General features: G+C 73.4%; 18 protein-coding genes and 1 pseudogene. 10 read left to right on the forward strand and 9 right to left on the reverse strand.

The features are described from left to right. A pseudogene (locus tag E2C05_RS14485) lies at positions 1 to 565 on the reverse strand (hypothetical protein); the annotation flags it as partial. A 506-nt stretch (positions 566 to 1071) separates the two neighbouring features. On the opposite strand from E2C05_RS14485, the gene E2C05_RS14490 reads away from it, so the two are divergent. After that, positions 1072 to 1734 carry a response regulator gene (locus tag E2C05_RS14490; protein ID WP_200305759.1) on the forward strand — a complete coding sequence of 221 codons (663 nt, stop codon included), beginning with the start codon at positions 1072 to 1074 and terminating at the stop codon, positions 1732 to 1734. Between the two features lie 192 nt (positions 1735 to 1926). Here E2C05_RS14490 and E2C05_RS14495 read toward each other — a convergent pair whose 3' ends face one another. The 4 genes from E2C05_RS14495 to E2C05_RS14510 all read right to left on the reverse strand — a co-directional run bounded on the left by E2C05_RS14495 (position 1927) and on the right by E2C05_RS14510 (position 6179). Then, complete coding sequence (locus E2C05_RS14495; protein ID WP_133220359.1) at positions 1927 to 3312, reverse strand: NahK/ErcS family hybrid sensor histidine kinase/response regulator; 1386 nt, start codon at positions 3310 to 3312, stop codon at positions 1927 to 1929. Beyond that, entirely contained in the window at positions 3312 to 4445 is a 1134-nt protein-coding gene (locus E2C05_RS14500) for an FIST N-terminal domain-containing protein (RefSeq protein WP_200305757.1), read from the reverse strand. Before E2C05_RS14500 ends, E2C05_RS14495 begins: the two co-directional genes overlap by 1 nt. A 755-nt stretch (positions 4446 to 5200) precedes the next feature. Continuing rightward, complete coding sequence (gene pqqA, locus E2C05_RS35415; protein ID WP_408901619.1) at positions 5201 to 5485, reverse strand: pyrroloquinoline quinone precursor peptide PqqA; 285 nt, start codon at positions 5483 to 5485, stop codon at positions 5201 to 5203. Beyond that, positions 5367 to 6179 carry an ABC transporter permease gene (locus tag E2C05_RS14510; protein WP_133220361.1) on the reverse strand — a complete coding sequence of 271 codons (813 nt, stop codon included), beginning with the start codon at positions 6177 to 6179 and terminating at the stop codon, positions 5367 to 5369. Before E2C05_RS14510 ends, pqqA begins: the two co-directional genes overlap by 119 nt. Before the next feature lie 125 nt (positions 6180 to 6304). Here E2C05_RS14510 and E2C05_RS14515 point away from each other — a divergent pair, with 125 nt between their 5' ends. Continuing rightward, positions 6305 to 6559 (forward strand): DUF3297 family protein, encoded by a 255-nt coding sequence (locus tag E2C05_RS14515; protein WP_133220362.1) that lies wholly within the window; start codon positions 6305 to 6307, stop codon positions 6557 to 6559. Between the two features lie 28 nt (positions 6560 to 6587). On the opposite strand, the gene E2C05_RS14520 is transcribed toward E2C05_RS14515, so the two are convergent. From E2C05_RS14520 to E2C05_RS14535, 4 genes are all read right to left on the reverse strand, one after another. Continuing rightward, positions 6588 to 7559 (reverse strand): Bug family tripartite tricarboxylate transporter substrate binding protein, encoded by a 972-nt coding sequence (locus E2C05_RS14520; protein WP_133220363.1) that lies wholly within the window; start codon positions 7557 to 7559, stop codon positions 6588 to 6590. Positions 7560 to 7641: 82 nt separating this feature from the next. After that, positions 7642 to 8358, reverse strand: coding sequence for a ribonuclease activity regulator RraA (locus tag E2C05_RS14525; protein ID WP_133220364.1), 717 nt, complete (start codon positions 8356 to 8358; stop codon positions 7642 to 7644). A gap of 89 nt (positions 8359 to 8447) precedes the next feature. Further along, the gene (gene araD, locus E2C05_RS14530) at positions 8448 to 10193 is read right to left on the reverse strand and encodes an L-arabinonate dehydratase (protein ID WP_133220365.1); all 1746 of its coding nucleotides are present in this window, start codon (positions 10191 to 10193) and stop codon (positions 8448 to 8450) included. A gap of 19 nt (positions 10194 to 10212) precedes the next feature. After that, positions 10213 to 11205 (reverse strand): Bug family tripartite tricarboxylate transporter substrate binding protein, encoded by a 993-nt coding sequence (locus E2C05_RS14535; protein ID WP_240046741.1) that lies wholly within the window; start codon positions 11203 to 11205, stop codon positions 10213 to 10215. A gap of 219 nt (positions 11206 to 11424) precedes the next feature. Here E2C05_RS14535 and E2C05_RS14540 point away from each other — a divergent pair, with 219 nt between their 5' ends. The 8 genes from E2C05_RS14540 to purH all read left to right on the forward strand — a co-directional run bounded on the left by E2C05_RS14540 (position 11425) and on the right by purH (position 21614). Continuing rightward, on the forward strand, positions 11425 to 12153 hold the full coding sequence (locus E2C05_RS14540; RefSeq protein ID WP_133220366.1) for a GntR family transcriptional regulator: 729 nt from the start codon (positions 11425 to 11427) through the stop codon (positions 12151 to 12153). Positions 12154 to 12250: 97 nt separating this feature from the next. After that, positions 12251 to 12913: a ribulose-phosphate 3-epimerase gene (gene rpe, locus E2C05_RS14545; protein WP_133220367.1), complete on the forward strand. Its 663-nt coding sequence runs from the start codon at positions 12251 to 12253 to the stop codon at positions 12911 to 12913. Positions 12914 to 12935: 22 nt separating this feature from the next. Next, positions 12936 to 14606, forward strand: a complete 1671-nt coding sequence (locus E2C05_RS14550; RefSeq protein ID WP_192912465.1) for a heparinase II/III family protein — start codon at positions 12936 to 12938, stop codon at positions 14604 to 14606. A gap of 158 nt (positions 14607 to 14764) precedes the next feature. Beyond that, entirely contained in the window at positions 14765 to 15874 is a 1110-nt protein-coding gene (locus E2C05_RS14555) for a glycosyltransferase family 4 protein (protein ID WP_133220368.1), read from the forward strand. A gap of 509 nt (positions 15875 to 16383) precedes the next feature. Then, positions 16384 to 17745 (forward strand): carbohydrate porin, encoded by a 1362-nt coding sequence (locus tag E2C05_RS14560; protein WP_158292124.1) that lies wholly within the window; start codon positions 16384 to 16386, stop codon positions 17743 to 17745. A 50-nt stretch (positions 17746 to 17795) separates the two neighbouring features. Continuing rightward, positions 17796 to 18779, forward strand: coding sequence for an aldo/keto reductase (locus E2C05_RS14565; RefSeq protein WP_133220370.1), 984 nt, complete (start codon positions 17796 to 17798; stop codon positions 18777 to 18779). A 166-nt stretch (positions 18780 to 18945) separates the two neighbouring features. Then, a complete protein-coding gene (locus E2C05_RS14570) occupies positions 18946 to 19923 on the forward strand; it encodes a Bug family tripartite tricarboxylate transporter substrate binding protein (RefSeq protein WP_158292125.1) in 978 nt (325 codons plus the stop codon). 101 nt (positions 19924 to 20024) lie between these two features. Then, positions 20025 to 21614, forward strand: a complete 1590-nt coding sequence (gene purH, locus E2C05_RS14575) for a bifunctional phosphoribosylaminoimidazolecarboxamide formyltransferase/IMP cyclohydrolase (protein WP_133220372.1) — start codon at positions 20025 to 20027, stop codon at positions 21612 to 21614. Positions 21615 to 21629 lie beyond the last annotated feature (15 nt).

Here is a 21629-nt window from a genome sequence, read left to right on the forward strand (position 1 = left end):
GGCGCGGCGCCGCCATGCGGCGCGGCGGCGGCGCCGGCCTGGGTGGGGGCAGCGGCAGCGCGGCGCCGGCCGCCCGTGGTTCGGACTCCGCTGGCGCCGGGGCCGGCAGGGATGCCACCTCCATAGGTGGGGCGCTGCCGGGTGGCGCGAAGAGGCTGGCGGGGTCGGGCACCGGCGGCGGTTCCGCCATGGGGATCGGCAGCGGCGGCAGCGCGGCGGGCGCCCGCATCGGCATCGGCTCCGCCGGCTGCATGGGCAGCAGGGCGCCAAGCTGCGTCGCCAGCGCGTCCTCGGGTTCCATGCCCGGCCTGGCCGGACCGAGGGGCGCGGGCGGCGCGGCCGCCCCGGCCGGCGCCTCCGTGGTGGCCGGCGGTTGCTCCCCATCCTCGGCCGGGGCCAGCCACACCACCTGCAGGGCTGGCGCAGGGCCCGGCGGCAGCGGCGTGGCGCGCCAGGCGAGTGCCAGCATCGCCGCGGCACCCGCCGCGGCATGCAGCAGCGCGGAGCCGATCCAGGCGCCCAGCAGCCGCATGCGGATGGGAAGGCTGCGCCGGCGCTGCCGCATGCGGACCTGGCTCCCCCCGGTGCGTGCGGCCTGTGCCGGCCGCTGCGCGCCATGCTGCGCCTTCGGGCGATGCGCGGCCTAGCCGGCGCCACGGCCGAACGCCCGCATCCCCGGGCCTGCCGCGTCACGGCTGCGCGAGTGCGTGCCCGGTCGGGGTGCGGGCCGCGCCGTCACGCCCTGGCGAAGCGCCAGGCCGCTGGATGGCGGCCCAGCCGACGCGGCTTCACGGCGATGCCTGCGGCGGCGACCGGCGGGCCTGCCCCCGCGCCATGGCCAGGTGGGGCACTGGGCGACCCGCCGGCGGCGATCCCGGCATGGCGAGGCGGCGCCGATCCGGAATCGCCATGCGTTCGGCCGGGCCGGGCCGGCCGCGGCCCCTGCGCCGCCGCGCCGGCGTCATTCCCGGGGCGGGAGGGTTCTGGCAACCGCAGGTCATGCGGGCGGTGGGGCCTGGCTTCCCGGCCCCAGGGCCGGCGTCTATCCTGCGGCATCCGGGGTGCGCTGCCGTGGTCCAGATCCTGATCGTCGACGACCATCCGCTGTTCCGCGACGCGCTGCGGGGCGCCGTCGCGGCGGTGCTCGACGGGGCGGAGGTCGAGGAGGCCGACGGCATCGAGGCCGCCTGCGCAGTGCTGGAGCGGCAGCGCAATACCGACCTCGCCATGCTCGACCTGGGCATGCCGGGGGTGACGGGGTTCGAAGGGCTGCTCGCGTTGCGCAACCGGTTTCCGCGCGTGCCGGTCGTCATCGTCTCCGGCCATGAGGATGTGCGGGTGATGGAGGAAGCGGTGCGGCTGGGCGCTGCCGGCTTCGTACCGAAATCCATCGACAAGCCGGTGCTGGCCCAGGCGCTGCAGGCGGTGCTGAACGGCGAGGTCTATCTGCCGCCGGTGGTCGCCGCGCAGGGGCCGCGCCCGCCCGGCGGGAAGGAGGATGCGCTGGCGGCGCGCCTGGCGGAGCTGACGCCGCAGCAGCTTCGGGTGCTGCAGATGATCCGCCAGGGCCTGCTGAACAAGCAGATCGCGCATGAGCTGAAGATCGGCGAGACCACGGTGAAGGCGCATGTGTCCGAGGTGCTGCGCAAGCTGAAGGTGGTCAGCCGCACCCAGGCGGTGATCGAGACGGCGAAGCTGGACCTGGCGGCGCTGGTGGCGAGGCGGGAGGGCTGAGGGCGCCCTGCGGGGCACATGGCGCTGTCGCGGAGGATCGAACCGACCCCCGAATGGGTTCAGCGAAGCTAGGAAGGCCCCCGGCGGGGGCATTCCTGGCTTCGTGGACCCAAGGGTTCCAATGGCCCTTCGGCCCTTGGCGGGAGGAGCGGAGCGCCCTCCTCGACCCGGCCGGAAGCCGGGCCGCGCGTCTCACCCCACCGGCTCCGCCACTAGGTGCAGCATCAGCGCCCGCAGCGCCGCCGGCCGCACCGGCTTGCGCAGCAGTTCGCACCCCGCGGCCCGCGCCGCATCCGCCACCGCCGACGAATGGTCGGCGCTGACCAGGATGGCGGGCAGGGCGCTGCCGAAATCCCGCCGCAGCCGGGCGATCAGGTCCAGCCCGTTCTCGCCATCGTCCAGGTGGTAGTCGGTGACGACGATGTCCGGCCGGCGTTCCAGCCGCGGCGCCAGGCGCCGCAGCTCTGCCAGACTGCGGACCGGCAGCACATGGCAGTCCCAGCGGTCCAGCAGCTGGGCCATGGCGACCAGCGTCGCCTCGTCATTCTCGACCAGCACCGCCAGCGTGCCGGCGATGCCGCCGGCGGCGGGGACGGCGCCATGGCCAAGCGCTGTCTCCGGCGCCGGCGCGCGGCGGGCGACCAGCGGCAGCCGCAGCCGGAAGACCGAGCCGAGCCCGACGCGGGAGCGGAATTCCAGCCGGTGCCCCAGGGTGCGCAGCTGCCGCCGGACGATGGCGAGGCCGAGGCCGAGCGCGACATCCTCCTCCTCGGTCAGGGCGCCGCGGTGGAACTCCTCGAAGATCAGCTCGTGCTCGCGTTCCGGGATCCCGATGCCGGTATCGGCCACCTGGATGATGCATTCGGTGCCGGTGCGGCGGGCGCCCATATGCACGCCGCCGCGGCGGGTGTAGCGCACCGCGTTGGACAGCAGGTTCTGCAGGATGCGCTGCAGCATCACCGGGTCGCTGCGGATCAGCACCGGCGTCGGGCGGACACGGAAGCGCAGCCCCTTGCGCTCGGCGGCGGGGCGGAAGGTCGCTTCCAGCGCGCCGAAGCAGCCGTCCAGCGCGAATTCCTGCATGGTCGGGCGCACCAGCCCGGCATCGAGCTTGGAGATGTCGAGCAGGGCGCGGATGAGGTCCTCGATCGTCTGCAGCGACCGTTCGACCCGCACGGCGACGCGCCGCGCCTCGGCTTCCGCCTGCAGGTCCACCAGCGTGGACATGAACAGCCGCGCGGCGTTCAGCGGCTGCAGCAGGTCGTGGCTGGCCGCCGCCAGGAAGCGGGTCTTCGACAGGTTGGCGCGCTCCGCCTCCTCCTTCGCCGCGGCGAGCGCGGCATTGGTGCGTTCAAGGCTGCGCAGCGCCTCCGTCAATTCCTGGGTGCGGCTGCGCACCTGGGCCTCCAGCCCGATCGCGGTCTGGAACAGGGAGAAGGCGTTGCCCTGCCGGTCGATCGAGCGCTCCACCCGCTCGATCAGCACCGCGTTGATGCGTTCCAGCTTGGCGACCCGCTGCTCCAGCGCGCGGCGGCTCTCCTTCCGCGGACCAGGCCCCGGACCCGGCGTCTGGGGCATCAATGCGTCCGCGGGCGGCCGATGGCGACGCCGGAGAAGGTCTGGTTCAGGTGCATGCCGCCGAACTGCTCGCCATAGGTGAAGAAGCCGGTGACGTTGTGGCGGCGGTACAGCTCCTCCACCCGCGGGCGGATGCGGCGGCGGGCGGCGTCCAGCCGCCGCAGCACGCAGTCGAAGCCGATGACGAGGTCGAGCCCGCCCAGCGCCTGGTCCAGCCGCGACAATTCGGCTTCGGCCGAGCTGACCAGGTCGCGCGGCCGCGCCACGGTCAGCACCACGCCGTCGTCGATGGCGCAGAAGAAGGACAGGCTGTCGTCCGGGTTCACCCGCTGGATGGACCGGCAGTAATAGTTGCCGCCGATGCGCACCACGACGGGGTGGGAGGCGAAGCGCATCGGGTTCAGGTCGCCGGTGCCGACGCCGACCGCCGCGGCATAGGCCTGCGCCGCCGGCTCGGCATTCAGCTCATGCACGATCCGCCGTTCGGGGTCGCAGCGCGTCACCACCAGCTTGCGGTCGGTGGGGGAGAAATTGTCGTTGCGGAAGACCTCGACGGGGTGGTCGGTCTCGACCAGCATCAGCACGGCGGCATTGCGGAAGGCGGCGCCGTTGTGCAGCTGCGCGGTGGTGCCGAAGCTGAGCCCGTCCCCGGCCGACCCGCCGACGATCGGGATGCCGTCCAGCGCCATGGCGACGGCGGAGACGCAGGTCTCCTCCCGGTAGGACATGCCGTCGATGAGGATGAGGCCGAAGCGATGGCCGGCGGCGTCCGGCCGTTCGCCGCACAGCCGTTCCAGCGCCGCGCGCAGGCGGCGGGCCGTCGCCGCGCCGCTTTCGACCGTCAGCGCCCGCACATCGGGGATGACGTCGGTGACGACGCGGAAGCCGCAGCGCGGCAGCGCCAGGACGACGACGGTGTCGGCGGCGATGCCGTCCGGCGTGATCTCCCCGGCCGTGCTGCAGCCGGCGACCGGCAGGCCGGGGAAGGCCGCGGCGAATTCACGGCCCAGCGCCTCGGCATCCATGCTGGGCGGGAAGAAGGCCAGCATCTGGCCATAGAGCGCGGCGTCGACATGCGCGACCAGGTCGGCAACCGCGGCCTGCGGCGTCCGAGCCGAACTCCAGACACTCAATACACCCGATGCGTGCATCCGGGCCTTGGTCCGCTGATCCGGGCGAATGTTCCGCAAAGCCGCTTCCCTGCCGGTTGTGGCGTCCGGTTCGGTCCCTGGGTTCATTATGCTGATCCCTGGCGGTACCCGCAACGGATGCGGCGGAAGGGGGGCGGCGGGCGCGGGCCGGGCCTGTCCGATGCGCCTGGCGGCTGTCGATCCCATGGCCGGGGAGGGCTGGCCCCCGCGGGCCGGCGGCCTCGGGTGCTGGCGGCGCGGGCCGGCTGGACCGGGTGCCAACCGGCCCTGGCACGGGCGCCTGGCCGCGCCTCCGGGCCCGCCCGGACGTCCCCCGGGGGGCGCCGGGGCTGCCGCGGCATGCGTCCCTTTCGGGCAGGGCAGGTCGCGCCGCAGCGGGCGGGCATCGCATGCGCCCAGGCGGCAGGGCCCGGCCGGGTGTCTTCAATGTGTCGCCAGCGGTCCGGATGACACCGTCGGAACCTGGCCTGCGCGCCGGCCCTCCCGCCTTCCGCAGGACATGCTGCGCACCTCGCCTTCGCCCAGGCGTCGGGCAGCGTGACGGCATGCCGCTCCCGCCGGATGGCGCCGGCCTGGGCCGCGCCGCCACCGATGCGCTGCCGGGCCGGGCGAACGCCGCCGCCACGGTCCGGTGGGCGGGCCGCGGCCGAGCCCGGCGGACCCCCTCGCCTCTGCAAGGCGCCGTTCGACGACCGTCGAGGCGCGCCTGGGAGGGGCGGTGCCCCTCCCAGGACCAATCAGACGGTGGCCGAGGCGTAGGCGTTGATCTCGAGGCCGAGGCAGATCTCGGTGAGGCGGGGCTTCTTCCAGGCCATGGGTGATCCTCCTGCGCGTGCGGCGGGACTGCCGACCCCACCACCGTAGCGTGTGGCGGCGGGGGCACGCACTGGCCTTTGGTGTGGGTCAGGCGGCGCGGCGCGCCAGCATGCCGCGCTGCGGGTCGTAGCCCAGCACCGCCGCCCCGCCGAAGACCAGCAGCGCCAGCAGCACCACGGCGCAGGAGACGGGATCGAACCGCCCATAGAGCGCGAAGCGGATCAGCTCCACCGCATGGGTGAAGGGATTGGCCTGGCACGCCCAGTAGAGCGGCAGGCTGGCTTCCTGCACCCGCCAGAGCGGATAGAGGGCGGAGGAGGCGAAGAACATCGGGAAGATGACGAAATTCATCACGCCCGCGAAATTCTCCAGCTGCTTGACCCAGGAGGAGAGCAGAAGCCCGAGCGCGCCGAGCATCATTCCCGCCAGCACCAGCGCCGGCAGGACCGTGAGGTAGCCCAGCAGCGGCGGCTCCACCTCCCAGATCCGCGCCACCAGCAGGAAGACATAGACCTGGGCGATGCCGACCAGCACGGCGGCCAGCAGCTTGCAGCCCAGCAGCCACCAGCGCGGCAGCGGGCTGGTCAGCAGCACCCGCATGCTCCCGACCTCCCGGTCATAGACCATGGACAGGCTGGACTGCATGCCCTGGAACAGCAGCACCATGCCGGCGAGGCCGGGGACGATATAGACCTCGTACAGCACATAGGTGTCGTAGGGCGGCTGGATCGAGACGCCGAGGACGAAGCGGAAGCCGGCGGCGAAGATCGCCAGCCAGACCAGCGGCCGGACCAGGGCGGAGAAGAAGCGGCCGCGCTGATGGACGAAGCGCAGCGCTTCCCGCCAGACGATGCCGACCAGGCAGCGCCACCAGGCGGCGGCGGGATTCGGGTGGTCCATGCGCGTTCCTCCGGCCGCAGTCTCGCGCCGGGCGACTGCGGGCACCACCGGGGGCCGAGGGGGGCAGGGGATGACAAGCCTGCCAGGGCTGGCTACCACCCGCGCCCGCAGCAGTGAGCCGAGCGATGCCCGAGACCCCGCCCGATCGCCTCTCGACCGACCCCGCCAGCCCGTATTTCGACAAAGACCTGCTGGAGCGCGGCGTCGGCATCCGCTTCAAGGGGGTCGAGAAGACCAATGTCGAGGAGTACTGCGTCTCCGAGGGCTGGGTCCGCGTCTCGGTCGGCAAGACGCTGGACCGCAAGGGCAAGCCGATGACCATGAAGCTGCAGGGCACGGTCGAGCCCTATTTCCGGGACGAAGCGCCCGCCGCCGACTGACCGGGGGGCGGGCACGCGCCGCGTCGGATCAGTCGGGGGTGATGTTGCCGTCCTTCACCACCCGGGACCAGCGGGCGATCTCGCCCAGCTGGAAGGCGGCGAATTCCTCCGGCGTGTTGGCCACCACCTCGAAGCCGATCTCGGCCATGCGGGCGCCCACCGACGGATCGCGCAGCGCGCCGGCGACGCCGGCATGGATGCGGCGCAGCAGCGGGTCCGGCAGGCCGGCCGGGCCACCGAAGCCCTGCCAGGAATAGACGGTGAAGTCGCGCAGCCCGGCCTCGGCCGCGGTGGGTACATCCGGCAGCAGCGGGTTGCGCGCCTCCGACGTGATCAGGATCGGCCGCACCCGCCCATCCTGGATCTGCGCGATGATGGAGCCGAGATTCTGGAAGGAAAGCTGCGTGTCGCCGGCGATCAGGCTGGTGGTCGCAGGGGCGCCGCCGGAATAGGGCACATGGGTGATGTCGGTGCCGGTCGCCAGCTTGAACATCTCGGCCGTCAGGTGGTCCGAGGAGCCGACGCCGCTAGAGGAGTAGGAGGCGCGGCCGCGCTGCGCCTGCAGCCAGGCGACGAGGCCCTGCAGGTCGGTCGCCGGCACGCGCTGCGGATGCACCACCAGCACGTTGGGCGTCCGCACGGTCTGGGTGATGCGGGCCAGCTGCGTGCGCGGGTCGTAGCCGAGGTTGGGGCGCAGCGCGACATTGATCGCCCAGGTGCTGATCGGCGCGTGCAGCAGCATGGTGCCGTCGGCGGGGGAGCGGATGACCTGCCGCGCCCCGACCTCCCCGGTCGCGCCCGGGCGGTTCTCCACCACGAAGGGCTTGCCGGTCTTCTGCTGCAGGGTCTGGGCGATGGCGCGCGCAACGATGTCCGAGGAGCTGCCGGCGGCGAAGGGCACCAGGATGGTGACGGGCCGGCTGGGCCAGTCTTCCTGCGCGCGGGCGCGGAGGGCGGGCGCCGCGGCGAGCGCGGCGCCGAGCAGGATGCGACGGTTCATTCTGTGGTTCCTCCCGGTTGGGCGGGTCGCCGCCGGGCCCGGCGGGGCCACGGCGCGACCGCGCCCGCTGGATGCGGCGGCGTCAGCGGCCCTTGGCCTGCCGCCAGGCCGCGAATTCCTCGAGGCTGCGCGGATCGGTCGCGGGATAGAGGCCGCGGATGCTGCGCCCTTCCGCCACCTTCTCGGCGACGAAATCCTCATAGGCGGTCATCTCGGTCGCCTCGGCGGCGATCTCCTCGGCGAGGTGGGCCGGGATGACGATGACCCCGTCGCAATCCCCCACCAGCACGTCGCCGGGGAAGACCGGCGCGTCGCCGCAGGCGATCGGCTCATTGATCCCGATCGCCTGGTTCAGCGTCAGGTTGGTGGGTGCGGAGGGGCGCTGGTGGAAGGCGGGGATGCCCAGCGCCGCGATCTCCGCGCTGTCGCGGAAGCCGCCATCGGTCACCACGCCGGCGACGCCGCGTGCCTTCAGCCGCCCGACCAGGATGGCCCCGGCCGAGGCGGCGCGGGCATCCTTGCGGCTGTCGAAGACGAGCACGCAGCCGGGCGGGCATTCCTCGATGGCGCGGCGCTGCGGGTGGCCGGGGTCGCGGAAGACCTCCAGCGTGTTCAGATCCTCCCGCGCCGGGATGTAGCGCACCGTGAAGGCCTCGCCGACCATGCTCTCCGCCGGCGCGTGCAGCGGCAGGGCGCCCTGGATCATCTGGCCGCGCAGGCCCCGCTTGAACAGCGCGGTGGCCAGGGTGGCGGTGCTGACGCGCCTCAGTTTCTCGCGCGTCTCGGTGCTCAGTGCCATGGCATGTCCTCTCGTCGCGTCCGGCTGCGGCGCCGGGTGCCCGGCGGCGGCGCCGCCCGTGCCCTTCGCCGGCCGGACCGCTGGTGACCTCAATAGATCACGGGTTCGGAGACCGGCGCGCCGAAATCGGTGCGCAGGAAGTCGAAGTCGCAGCCCTCGTTCGCCTGCTGGATGTGCCTGGTGAACATCCAGCCATAGCCGCGCTCGAAGCGCGCCGGCGGCGGGGTCCATTCGGCGCGGCGGCGGGCGAGCTCCTCGTCGGACACCTCCATGCGGATGCTGCGGGCGTCCACGTCGATGCTGACGATGTCGCCGGTGCGCAGCAGGGCCAGCGGCCCGCCGACATAGCTTTCCGGCGCCACATGCAGCACGCAGGCGCCGTAGGAGGTGCCGGACATCCGCGCATCCGACAGGCGCAGCATGTCGCGCAGCCCCATCTTCAGCAGCTTCTTCGGCATCGGCAGCATGCCCCATTCCGGCATGCCCGGGCCGCCCTGCGGGCCGGCATTGCGCAGCACCAGGACGCTGTCCGGGGTGAAGGGGTAGCTCTCGTCCTCGACGGCCTTCTTCATGCTGGGATAGTCGTCGAAGACGAAGGCCGGGCCAGCGTGCTTGAGGAATTTCTGGTCCATCGCCGCCGGCTTGATGACGCAGCCATCGGGAGCCAGGTTGCCCTTCAGCACCGCCAGCGATCCCTCGCCATAGATCGGGTTGTCGACGCTGCGGATGACGTCGTCGTTCCAGACCCGCGCGCCCTCGATGTTCTCCGCCAGGGTGCGGCCGGTGCAGGTGATGCAGTCCAGGTGCAGGTGCTGGGTGATGTTGCCCATCAGCGCCCGGATGCCGCCGGCGTAGAAGAAATCCTCCATCAGGTACTTGTCGCCGCTGGGGCGGACATTGCCGATGACCGGCACCTTGCGGCTGAAGCGCTCGAAATCCTCGAGGCCGATCTCCTGCCCCGCGCGCCGCGCCATGGCGATCAGGTGGATGATGGCGTTGGTCGAGCAGCCCATGGCCATGGCGACGGCGATGGCGTTCTCGAAGGCCTCGCGCGTCTGGATGCGCTGCGGCGTCAGGTCCTCCCACACCATCTCGACGATCCGCCGCCCGCTCTCGGAGCACAGCCGGATGTGGTTGGCGTCCGCGGCGGGGATCGAGGAGCCGCCGGGCAGCACCATGCCCACCGCCTCGGCGATCGCCGTCATGGTGCTGGCGGTGCCCATGGTCATGCAGGTGCCGTGGCTGCGGGCGATGCCGGCCTCCACGCCCAGCCAGTCCTGCTGGGTGATCTTCCCGGCCCGCAGCTCGTCCCAGTATTTCCAGGAGTCGCTGCCGGAGCCGAGCGTCTTGCCGCCCCAATTGCCGCGCAGCATCGGCCCGGCCGGGACGAAGATGGCCGGGATGTCCATGCTGGTGGCGCCCAGCAGCAGGCCGGGCGTGGTCTTGTCGCAGCCGCCCATCAGCACCGCGCCGTCCACGGGGTGGCTGCGCAGCAGCTCCTCCGTCTCCATGGCCAGCATGTTGCGGTACATCATCGTCGTCGGCTTGACGAAGCTCTCGGACACGCTGATCGCCGGCAGCTCGATCGGCAGGCCGCCTGCCATCAGGATGCCGCGCTTCACGTCCTCGGCGCGCTGCCGCAGATGGGTGTGGCAGGGATTGATGTCGGACCAGGTGTTGACGATGGCGATGATCGGCTTGCCCTGCCATTCCTCGGGCGAATAGCCCATCTGCATGGCGCGGCTGCGATGGCCGAAGCTGCGCAGGTCGGCGGGGCCGAACCAGCGGGCGGAGCGGAGGTCGGCGGGCTGCTTGCGGCGGGGCTGGTGGGTCATCGGGCGATCCCCTGGCTGGTCAATCGAGTCGGATGCTGGCACGCCGCGCGACCTCGCCCCAGCGGGCGGTCTCGCTGGCGACGAAGGCGCGGAATTCGGCAGGGCTGTTGCCGACCGGCGTGATGCCCAGCTCCTGGAAGCGTTGCGCCACGCCGGGGCTGCGCAGGGCCGCCACCGCCTCGGCCTGCAGCCGGGCGATGATGGCGGGCGGGACCTTCGCCGGCGCGAAGAGGCCGTGCCAGGACAGGCTCTCGAAGCCCGGCACGCTCTCGGCCACCGTCGGAATCTCCGGCGCGGCCGGGCTGCGCCGCAGCCCGGTGACGCCGAGGATGCGGAACTTGCCCTCCCGCGCGAAGGGCAGGACCGAGGAGAGGTTGTCGAAGGCCATCGGCAGCTCCCCCGTCATCAGCGCCGTGGTGACTTGGCCGCTGCCGCGATAGGGGACATGCTCGATCGCCGTGCCGGTCATCTGCATGAACAGCGCGCCGGCGAGATGGACCGAGGTGCCGACGCCCGAGGTGCCGAAGGCGGTGTCGCCCGGCTTGCGCTTCAGGAAGGCGACCAGCTCCGGGATGGTGCGCGCCGGCAGGTCGTTGGCGACGGCGATGGCGTTGGGCTGCGCCGCCAGTTGCGTGATGGGCGCGAAGTCCCGCGCCGCGTCATAGGGCATGCGCGGCGTGATCGCCGGGTTGATGGCGTGGCTGCTGATGGTGCCGAGGCAGAGCGTGTAGCCGTCCGGCGCCGACCGGGCGCAGGCATCGCTGCCGATATTGCCGCCGGCGCCGGCCTTGTTCTCCACCACGATGGGCTGGCCCAGCGATTTCGCCATCTCGGTGCCGACCAGCCGGGCGATGGTGTCGGACACGCCGGCGGAGAAGGGGACGATCAGCCGGATCGGCTGGCTCGGCCAGGCGGTCTCGGCCAGGGCGGGCGCGGCCATGGCGGCGACGGGCGCGGCCAGCGCCAGGGCCATGGCCAGGCGGCGGCCCCGGGATTGGGGATGGCGGTGCATGCCGGATGTCCTCCCGACCCGGGGGCGTTCGGCATCGAAGGCCGCGCCGCGGTCGCTCTTGGTTGGCGGCGCGGGGTCGCGGCGCGAACCCTGCACCGGTCCCGCCGCGATCCGCCCCGGGCCACGTTGGCGCGGCCTTGCTGAAATCCCATATATCAGATGTGGGATGGCTGCCAAGATATTGGCGCGGCCCTGCCGTGCTGGTACGCCTTGCGATCCATGGATGCGCGCGTCACCTCCCTGCCGGCCACAGCAGGCCTCGCGGCCGGCCTCGCGGCCCTGGCGCCGCTCGGGCCGCGCCGCTCGGCCGCCGGCATCGCCTATGACGCCCTGCGCCAAGCGGTGATCGGGTTGGCGCTGCCGCCGGGCACCATCCTCTCGCGCGCCGACCTCGCGGCCCGGCTGGGCGTCAGCCAGACCCCGGTGCGGGAAGCGCTGATCCGCCTGCAGGAGGAAGGGCTGATCGAGGTGGTGCCGCATGCCTCCACCCGCGTCGCCCGCATCGACCTCGCCAGCGCGCGGGAGGCGAGCTTCCTCCGCCTCTCGATCGAGTTGGAGGCGGTGCGCCGCCTGGCCGCCGACCCCGCCCCGGCGCTGGCGGCGGCGCTGCGGGCGGAGATCGCCCGGATGCGGGAGCTGCATGCCCAGGGCCAGCAGGAGGCGGTGGCGGCGGCGGACGAGGAATTCCATGCCAGGCTGCTGACCGCCGCCGGCGTCCCCGGCCTGGTCGACCTGATCCGCAGCCGCAGCGGCCACCTGGACCGGCTGCGCCGCCTGCACCTGCCGGCGCCCGGCAAGGCCGAGCGCATCCTGGCGGAGCATGCGGCGGTGGCCGAGGCCATCATCGCCCGCGACCCGGCGGCGGCCGAGCAGGCGCTGCGCCGCCACCTGTCCCACACCCTGGCGGAGCTGGACCGCATCCGGGGCGCCACACCCGAATACTTCTGAGGCTCCCCCGCCTCACGCCCTCGGCATCGGCCGGCTGGCGATGGCGTGAGCAGCCTGCCTTGCCGGCGCTCCGGCCCCGCCGCTAGAACCTGCAGGGATGCCGCAACGCCCCGTCCGAATCGCTCCCTCGCTGCTCGCCGCCGACTTCGCCCGCCTGGGGGAGGAAACGCGCGCCGTGGCCGCGGCGGGGGCGGACTGGCTGCACCTCGACATCATGGACGGGCATTTCGTGCCGAACATCAGCTTCGGCCCGGTGGTGGTGAAGGCGCTGCGCCGGCAGGCCGCCATCCCCTTCGACGTCCACCTGATGATCGCCCCGGCCGACCCCTACCTGCAGGCCTTCGCCGAGGCCGGGGCGGACCTGATCAGCGTCCATCCGGAAGCCGGCCCACACCTGCACCGCACGCTGCAGACCATCCGCGGCCTGGGCAAGAAATCGGGCGTGGTGCTGAACCCGGCGACCCCGGTCTCGGCGGTGGAGAATGTCCTCGACCTCTGCGACCTGATCCTGGTGATGTCGGTGAACCCGGGCTTCGGCGGCCAGTCCTTCCTCGCCTCCCAGCTCGGCAAGATCGCCATCCTGCGGCAGATGATCGATGCCTCGGGGCGCGACATCGCGCTGCAGGTGGATGGCGGCGTGACGGAGGAGACGGCGCCGCGCTGCATCCAGGCCGGCGCCGATGTGCTGGTGGCCGGCACCGCGGTCTTCGGCGCGCCGGATTATGCGGGCGCCATCGGCGCCCTGCGCGGCGCGGGCTGAGCCGGGCCGGGGGCGGGGGGACATGCGCGATCTGATCCGCGGCACCCGCCGCTTCATCGCCGGGCTGAAGCCGGTGAAGGTGCCGGATGCGCCGGCCCGCAGCTTCCGCGACCTCTGGCCCGGCAGCCCCGACCGCGGCGCCCGCCTGCTGCGCGGCGAGTTCGAGGCGCTGGGCAGCAGCCGCCGGCTGGAGACCGGGGGCGAGGCCTGGCGGGAGGAAGCCGGCCCCGCCACCTGGCGCGCCGCGGCGCATGGCTTCGCCTGGCTGCGCGACCTGCGGGCGCTGGGCACCGATACCGCCCGCATGCGCGCCCGCGACCTAACGGAAGACTGGCTCGCCCATGGCGGGCAGGCGGAGATGGCGCAGGCGCCGGAGGTCGCGGCGGCCCGCATCTCCGCCTGGCTCGGCCATTGGGACTTCCTGGCCGCCACGGCCGAGGACGGATTCCAGCGCCGGCTGCTGGTCCGCCTGGCACAGGATGGCCGCCTGGTTGCCGGCGCCCTGCCGGCCGAGGCGATCCATCGCGGCGCGCTGGTGACGCTGAAGGGTGCCATCGCCGCCGCCGTGGCGCTGGAGGAGGAGGCCTGGATGACCCGGGCGCTCCGCTTCCTGCCCGGCGAGCTGGAACGGCAATTCCATCCCGATGGCGGGCATGTCGAACGCTCCCCCGCGCAGCTGCTGGCGGCGCTGCAGGACCTGATCGAGATCCGCAACCTGCTGCACGGCACCGGCATCAACCCGCCGCCGGTGCTGGCCGCGATGATCGAGCGCGCCGGCCAGGCGCTGAAGCTGTTCCGCCACGGCGATGGCGGGCTGGCGCAGTTCAACGGTACGCGGGAGGAAGGGTCGGCCCTGCTCGACCTGGTGCTGAACCAGGGCCATGCCCGCGGCCGCGCGCCCATGCTGCTGGAGGATACCGGCTTCCACCGCCTGCAGGCCGGCCGCACGCTGGTCATCGCCGATGCCGGCGCGCCGCCGCCGCCGCGGGCGCGGGATTCCGCCACCGGCCTGCCGCGCGGCGGCGACCGCTTCGCGCATGCCGGCACCCTGGCCTTCGAGATGTCGGTCGGCCGCGACCGGGTGATCGTGAACTGCGGCGCCGCCCCGGCGGCCGAGGCGGAATGGCGCGACGCCCTGCGCGCCACCGCGGCGCATTCCACCCTGGTGCTGGCCGATACCAACAGCAGCGAGCTGAAGGAGGAAGGGCTGGGCCGCCGGCCCGAGCGGGTGGAGGCCGACCGGCACGAGAGCAATGGCGCGCAGTGGCTGGAAGCCAGCCATGACGGCTGGCGCAAGCCCTTCGGCGCGGTCCATCGCCGCCGGCTCTACCTGGCCGAGACCGGCGACGACCTGCGTGGCGAGGACATGATCGAGCTCGCCGAGGGGAGCGGCCCGGCGCCCGGCTTCGTGCTGCGCTTCCACCTGCATCCCGGCGTGACGGCGACGCCGCAGATCGACGACCAGGCGGTGCTGCTCAAGCTCGCCTCCAACCAGTACTGGCGGCTGCGCGCCAAGGGCGCACGGGTGGCGGTGGAGGAAAGCCTGACCATCGCCGGCGGCGAGGCCCGGCGCACCAGCCAGGTGGTGCTGATCGCCGACCCGAAGGTCGACACGGTGCAATGGGCGATCGGCCGGGTGCCGCCGCAGGGCGCCGCCGAGCCGGCCGAGGGCGGATCCACGGCACCGGCCTGACGGGCGATGCGGCTGGCAGGCGCTGCGTGCGAGGGGGGGCTCGCGCCCCTCGGGCCACCCGCCGGGGGCCGAAGGGTCCCTGCAACCCGCTGGCCCCGCCGGGGATGGCAGGGCGGGTGCGGGCCGGGCGGCGCCCCGGCCGACCCGGCGCGCGCCGCGTGAAGATCGCCGAGGTCATCAACGTCGATTTCTCGCTGCGGCACTTCCTGCTGCCGCTGATGCGCGGCGCGCGCGACCGCGGGCATGAGGTGGTGGGGCTCTGCGCCGAGGGGCCGCTGCTGGACCTGCCGCGCGCCGAAGGCTTCCGCGTCATCCCCGTGCCGATGGCGCGCAGCCTGAACCCGGCGGCGCAGGCCCGCGCGTTCAATGCCCTGTGCCGGGCGTTCCGGGCGGAGCGCTTCGACCTGGTGCATGGCCATATGCCGATCAGCGGCCTGCTGGCGCGGGCGGCGGCGAAGGCGACCGGCGTGCCGCGCATCGCCTATACCTGCCATGGCTACCTGTTCAACCAGCCCGGCCCGCTCTGGCGGCGGGGCCTCTCGCTCGGCCTGGAATGGGCGGCCGGCGCAATCACCGACACCTACCTGACGGTCAGCGAGGAAGAGGCGGCGGATGCCCGCCGCCTGCGCATCCATCGCCACGCGACGGCGGTGCTGAACGGCCGCGACCCCGCGGTGTTCCGGCCCGATGCGGCGGCGCGCGCCGCGGTGCGGGCGGAATTGGGCGCCGCGACGGGCGATTGCGTGGTCGTCGCCGTCTCCCGCCTCGTCCGCCACAAGGGCTATCCGGAATTGCTGCGGGCGATGGAAGCGGCGCCCGGCGCCACGCTCTGGGTGGTGGGGGAACGGCTCGCCACGGACCATGGCGAGGATCTGGAGCCGCATTTCGCCCGCGCCGCGGCGGTGCTGGGGCCACGCCTGCGCCGCCTCGGCTACCGGCACGACGTGGCGCGGGTGCTGGCGGCGGCGGATGCCTTCTGCCTGCCCTCGCATTTCGAGGGGCTGCCGATGTCGGTGATCGAGGCCATGCTCTGCGGCCTGCCGGTCATCGCCACCGATATCCGTGGCCCGCGCGAGATGGTGGTGGAGGGCGGCACGGGGCTGCTGGTGCCGCCCATGGCGGTGGACCCGCTGGCGGCGGCGCTGCAGCGCCTGGCGGAGGACCCGGCGCTGCGGGCGCGGATGGGCGCGGCCGGCCGGGCGCGGGCGCTGGAGCGCTTCGACGAGGCGAGGGTGGTCGGCCGGACGCTGGACCTGCTGGGGCTGTAGGGCCGGCCGCGTCGCGGCGCGCGAGGCGGATCGACGCGGACGAGGCGTCGACGCTGCGGCATCCGCGTTGAAGGCAGGCCGCCGGGGGACGGACCGCGGCGCGGCGTGCCTGCGCCCCATGATCAGGGCGCACCCGGTCAGGGCGCGACAGATCCGGGCGCGCCAGATCCGGGTCCGCTGGCGAACGGCGTTCCGTGTCGCGCGCAAGCCGCACCCGCCGCTCGCTTCCGCGCCCGCGGCATGTCCTCGCGCCGTTCGCGGTCGATCCCGCAGGCCGCGCTTGGGCGGGAACAGGGTCCGGGGACGGGCCACCCGCGGCCGCGATCCCGGCCAGCCACCGCTCGCGGCGCCCCGCCGCGCCCGCCGCCGCGCGCCTCGGCATCGGGCCTGTGCTGGGCCAGCCGCCTTGCCGCTGGCGCCCGCGCCGCGTATTGATGTTCATGTACTTGAAATTCCTACAGAAACTATCGCCACCTCTTCATATGAACAGGTCTGCAGGCATTGGCGCCTTGCTGGCGCTGCTGCTGACCTGGCCGGCCTTCGCCCAGCATGGCGGTGGCCGCGGCACCGGCGCGCCGCCGGCCGAGCCGGACACGCCGGCGATCTTCCCCGACCTCGCCGCGCGCCAGGCGGCGTTGGAGGAGGCGGGCTGGATGCTGCGTGGCCAGTCCACCTTCGTGCAGCAATTCCACCCCGCCTTCCGCGCGCCCTATCGCGGCGAGAACAGCCTCGGCGCCGGGGCGCAGGGGCGGAACACTCTCTCGCTCGACATCGTGGTCGGGCGGAAGCTGTGGGAGGGCGCGGAGGTCATCATCGACCCGCAGGTCTCGCGCGGCTACGGCCTTTCCGGCACGCGCGGCCTCGCCGCCTTCCCGAACGGGGAGGCCTTCCGCATCGGCAGCGACTGGCCCACCCTCTATGTCGCGCGCGCCTTCGTCCGGCAGACCATCGCCCTGTCGGGCGAGCGCGACGTGCCGGAACACGACCCGCTGCGCTTCGCCGGCCCGCTGCCGCGCGAACGGCTCACCATCACCGCCGGCAAATTCCCGGTCTTCGACATCTTCGACGACAACCGCTACGCGCATGACCCGCGCACGCAATTCCTGAACTGGGCCTTCGCCTCCGCCGGCGCCTTCGACTTCGCCAACGACGCCAAGGGCTTCACCAACGGCGTCGCCATCGAATGGGACAATGGCGTGTGGGGCCTGCGCGGCGGCGCCTTCCAGGTGGCGAAGCGCATCAACTCCCTCTCGCTGGACCCCAAGCCCTTCCGCGGCTTCCAGCTCCTCGCCCAGCTCGACCGCTTCTTCGAATGGGGCGGCCGCCCCGGCGCGGTGCGGCTGCTCTATGGCCTGTCGCGCACAAGGGCGCAGCGCTGGGACGACCTGGTGGCGGGCGACATCACCGCGACGGAGGTCAGCCCCGACAACCGCTCCACCCTCAAGCACATGCTGGTGCTGAATGCGGAGCAGGAATTGCGCGACGACCTCGGCGCCTTCGCCCGGCTGTCCTGGAACGATGGCCGGGCGCAGAACTGGATGTACACGGAGATGGACTGGGCGGCCTCGGCCGGCCTGTCCTGGACCGGGCAGCGCTGGGGCCGGCCGGCGGATACGGTGGGCCTCGCCGGCAATCTCGGCGGCCTGTCGCGCAGCCACCAGCGCTTCCTCGAGGCCGGCGGGCTCGGCTTCATCACCGGCGACGGCCGGCTGCGCACCCGGCCGGAACTGGCGGCCGAGGCCTATTACAGCTGGCGCGCCGCGCCGGGCACCGACCTGACGGCCGACCTGCAGGTCTTCGGCAACCCGGCCTACAATGCCGACCGCGGGCCGGTGCTGGTGCTGGGGCTGCGCGCCCGGGTCGCCTTCTGAACCCGAGGCCAGGGCGCGGCGTTCGGTGGCAAACCAGAAAGGTTTCCCGCATGCCCGACACCCCCCGCTTCGCCCCGCCCGGCCCGCTCGGCTTCGGCGGCGCGCCGCTCGGCAACATGTTCGCCGCCATCGACGAGGCGACCGCCGAGGCGGCGATGCAGGCCGCCTGGGACAGCGGCATCCGCTACTACGACACCGCGCCGCATTACGGCGCCGGCCTGTCGGAACACCGCTTCGGCCATGTGCTGCGGCAGCGGCCGCGCGACGAATTCGTGCTCTCGACCAAGGTGGGCCGGCTGCAGATCCCCGACCGTGCCGCGCCGCGGACCGTGCAGGTCTTCGTCGATGCGCTGCCCTTCCGCCCGGTCTACGACTACTCGGCCGACGGGACCCGGCGCTCGATCGAGGACAGCCTGCAGCGGCTCGGCCTGTCGCATGTCGACATCGCCTATATCCACGACGTGGCCGAGGACACGCATGGCCCGGCCTGGGAAGGGCTGTTCGACCAGGCGATGCAGGGCGCCGCGAAGGCCCTGACCCGGCTGCGGGAGGAAGGGGTGATCCGCGCCTGGGGCCTCGGCGTGAACCTGACCGAGCCCTGCCTGCGGGCGCTGGACCGCGCCGACCCGGATGTCTTCCTGCTGGCCGGGCGCTACAGCCTGATCGACCATGCAGCGCTGGACGCGCTGTTCCCCGCCTGCGCCGCGCGCGGCGTGCATGTGGTGGTGGGCGGGCCGTTCAATTCCGGCCTGCTCGCCGGCGGCACCACCTTCAACTACACGGAGGCGCCGGCGGCGCAGGTCGCGGCCCGCGACCGGGTCCGCGCGGTCTGCGACCGGCACGGCGTCGATATCCGCGCCGCCGCCCTGCAATTCTGCGCCGCGCATCCGGTGGTGGCCTCGGTCATCCCGGGCGCCAAGGGGGCGGCGCGGGTGCGGGAGAATGCCGACCTCATGCGGGCGCCGATCCCGGCGGCCTTCTGGCAGGACCTGAAGGCGGCGCGGCTGCTGCCGGCGGACGCGCCGACGCCCTGAGTGCCCGGCACCGGCTGCCCGGGGCGCGCCCGGGGCCGGGCAGGGGATGGCACATGGGGGGATGGCACATGGATTGCCGGCCTCGGGGCCCGGCGGGCGCCGCGGCGCGGCCCCGCCCGCCGCGCAGGCATCCGGCGCGGCGCCTGCGCAGACCGAAGGCACCCCCATGCTCCGCCGCACCCTCCTCTCCGCCGCCGCCCTGTCGCTCGCCGCGCCGTCGGTCCTGCGCGCCCAGGCCGGGCCCTGGCCGAACCGGCCGGTGCGGATCATCAATCCCTACGCGCCCGGCGGCGCGTCCGACATCATCGTCCGGCCGATCACCGAGGCCCTGGAGCGCGCCTTCGGCCGGCCCTTCGTCGTCGACAACCGCGCCGGCGCCGGCGGCACCGTGGGCACCGCCGCCGCGGCGCTGGAGCGGCCGGATGGCCATACGCTGCTGGTGAGCAATACCGGCCCGCTCGCCATCGCCCCCTCGCTGTTTCCCAATCTCGCCTATGACCCGGGGAAGGCGTTTTCCTGGATCGCCATGCTCGCCGGCGCGCCGATCGTCTGCGCGGTGAAGGGCGATGGGCCCTATCGGACCACCCGGGACTACCTGGCGGCGGCGAAGGCGAAGCCGGAGGCGGTCAGCTACGGCTCCTCCGGCGTCGGCTCGCTGGGTCACCTGACCGGCGTGCTGTTCGGGCTGGAGACCGGGGCGCAATTGCTGCACGTGCCCTTCCGCGGCGCGGGGGAGGCGCAGCAGGCCGTCCTCTCCGGCAACACCGACGGGCTGTGGGACACGGTGGGCGCCAATGCGGCGGCGATCCGGGCGGGCAGCCTGCGCGGCCTCGGCCTGTCGTCGGAGGCGCGGATGGCGGCGGTGCCGGATGTGCCGACGCTGGTGGAGCAGGGCTTCCCCGCCATGGTGGCGATCAACTGGTTCCTGCTGGCCGCCCCGGCCGGGCTGGACCCGGAGATCGCCGCGCGGCTCCGCGCCGCGGTGCAGGAGGCGCTGGGGGCGCCGGCCGCGAAGGAGCGGCTGGAGGGATCGGGCATCGTCTCGCTCGGCAATCCGGGGGCGGAGGCGATCGGCGGCTTCGTGGCGCAGGAGGCGGAGCGCTGGGGCCGGGTGGTGCGGACGGCAGGGGTGAAGCCGGCCTGACCGGGGGAGGGGCCGCCGGGCGCAGCCCAGGGTTTCGCCCGGCGCCGGTTCCGGCCCCGGGCGTTCCGGGCTAGACCGCCGCCCTCCGCGGAGTACCCAGCATGACCGGTGCCGTCCCCGATCCCGTCCCCGTGCGGCGCGCCCTCCTCTCCGTCTCCGACAAGACGGGGCTGGTCGAATTCGCCCGCTTCCTGGCCGGGCAGGGGGCGGAGATCCTGTCCACCGGCGGCACCGCGAAGGCGCTGCGGGAGGCCGGGGTGCCCGTGAAGGATGTCTCCGACCATACCGGCTTCCCGGAGATCCTGGACGGGCGGGTGAAGACCCTGGTGCCGCAGGTGCATGGCGGGCTGCTGGGCCGGCGGGACCTGCCGGACCACCAGGCCCAGATGCAGGCGCACGGCATCGCGCCGATCGACCTCGTCGCGGTGAACCTCTACCCCTTCGAGGCAACGGTGGCGCAGGGCGCATCCGCCGAGGACTGCATCGAGAATATCGACATCGGCGGCCCGGCGATGATCCGCAGCGCCGCCAAGAACCACGCGCATGTGGTGGTGCTGACCGAGCCGGCGCAGCTTGCCGAGGTGCAGGCGGAGATCGCGGCGCAGGGCGGCACCACGCTGGCGACGCGCCGTCGCCTGGCCGCCGCCGCCTATGCCCGCACCGCGGCCTATGACGCCGCCATCGCCGGCTGGTTCGCCGGGCAACTGGACGAGGCCTTCCCGCCGCGCCTCGCGGTCGCCGGCGTGCTGAAGCAGGTGCTGCGCTATGGCGAGAACCCGCACCAGCAGGCCGGCTTCTACCTGGACGGCAGCGACCGCCCCGGCATCGCCACCGCCACCCAGGCGCAGGGCAAGGAACTGTCCTACAACAACCTGAACGATACCGACGCCGCCTTCGAATGCGTCGCCGAATTCGACCGCCCGGCCATCGTCATCGTCAAGCACGCCAACCCGTGCGGCGTGGCGGTGGCCGATGATCTCTCCGCCGCCTGGGATGCGGCGCTGCGCTGCGACCCCGTCTCCGCCTTCGGCGGCATCGTCGCCGCCAACCGGGTGCTGGACGCGGCGGCGGCGGAGCGGATCGCCGCCATCTTCACCGAGGTGGTGGTGGCGCCGGATGCCGATGACGGGGCCAGGGCGGTCTTCGCGCGGAAGAAGAACCTGCGCCTGCTGCTGACCGGCCGCGTGCCGGACCCGGCGGCGCCGGGGCTGACCTTCAGGTCGGTCGCCGGCGGCTTCCTGGCGCAGTCGCGCGATGCCGGGCGCGTGGCGGCCGGGGCGCTCAAGGTGGTGACCAGGCGCGCGCCGACGGCGCAGGAGATGGACGACCTGCTCTTCGCCTTCCGCGTCTGCAAGCATGTGAAGTCGAATGCCATCGTCTATGCCAGGGGCCAGGCCACGGTCGGCATCGGCGCCGGGCAGATGAACCGGGTGGAGAGCAGCCGCATCGCCGCCTGGAAGTCGGAAGCGGCGGCCAAGGCGGCCGGCCTGCCGGAGCCCCTGGCGAAGGGCTCCGTCGTCGCCTCCGACGCCTTCTTCCCCTTCGCGGACGGGCTGGAGACGGCGGCCGCCGCCGGCGTGACGGCGGTGATCCAGCCCGGCGGGTCCATCCGGGATGCCGAGGTCATCGCCGCGGCCGATGCCGCCGGTCTCGCCATGGTGTTCACCGGCATGCGGCATTTCCGGCATTAGGGAGCGGATCGTGGA

This window comes from Paracraurococcus ruber, assembly GCF_004353985.1.
In the GTDB taxonomy this organism is placed as follows: Bacteria; Pseudomonadota; Alphaproteobacteria; order Acetobacterales; family Acetobacteraceae; genus Paracraurococcus; species Paracraurococcus ruber.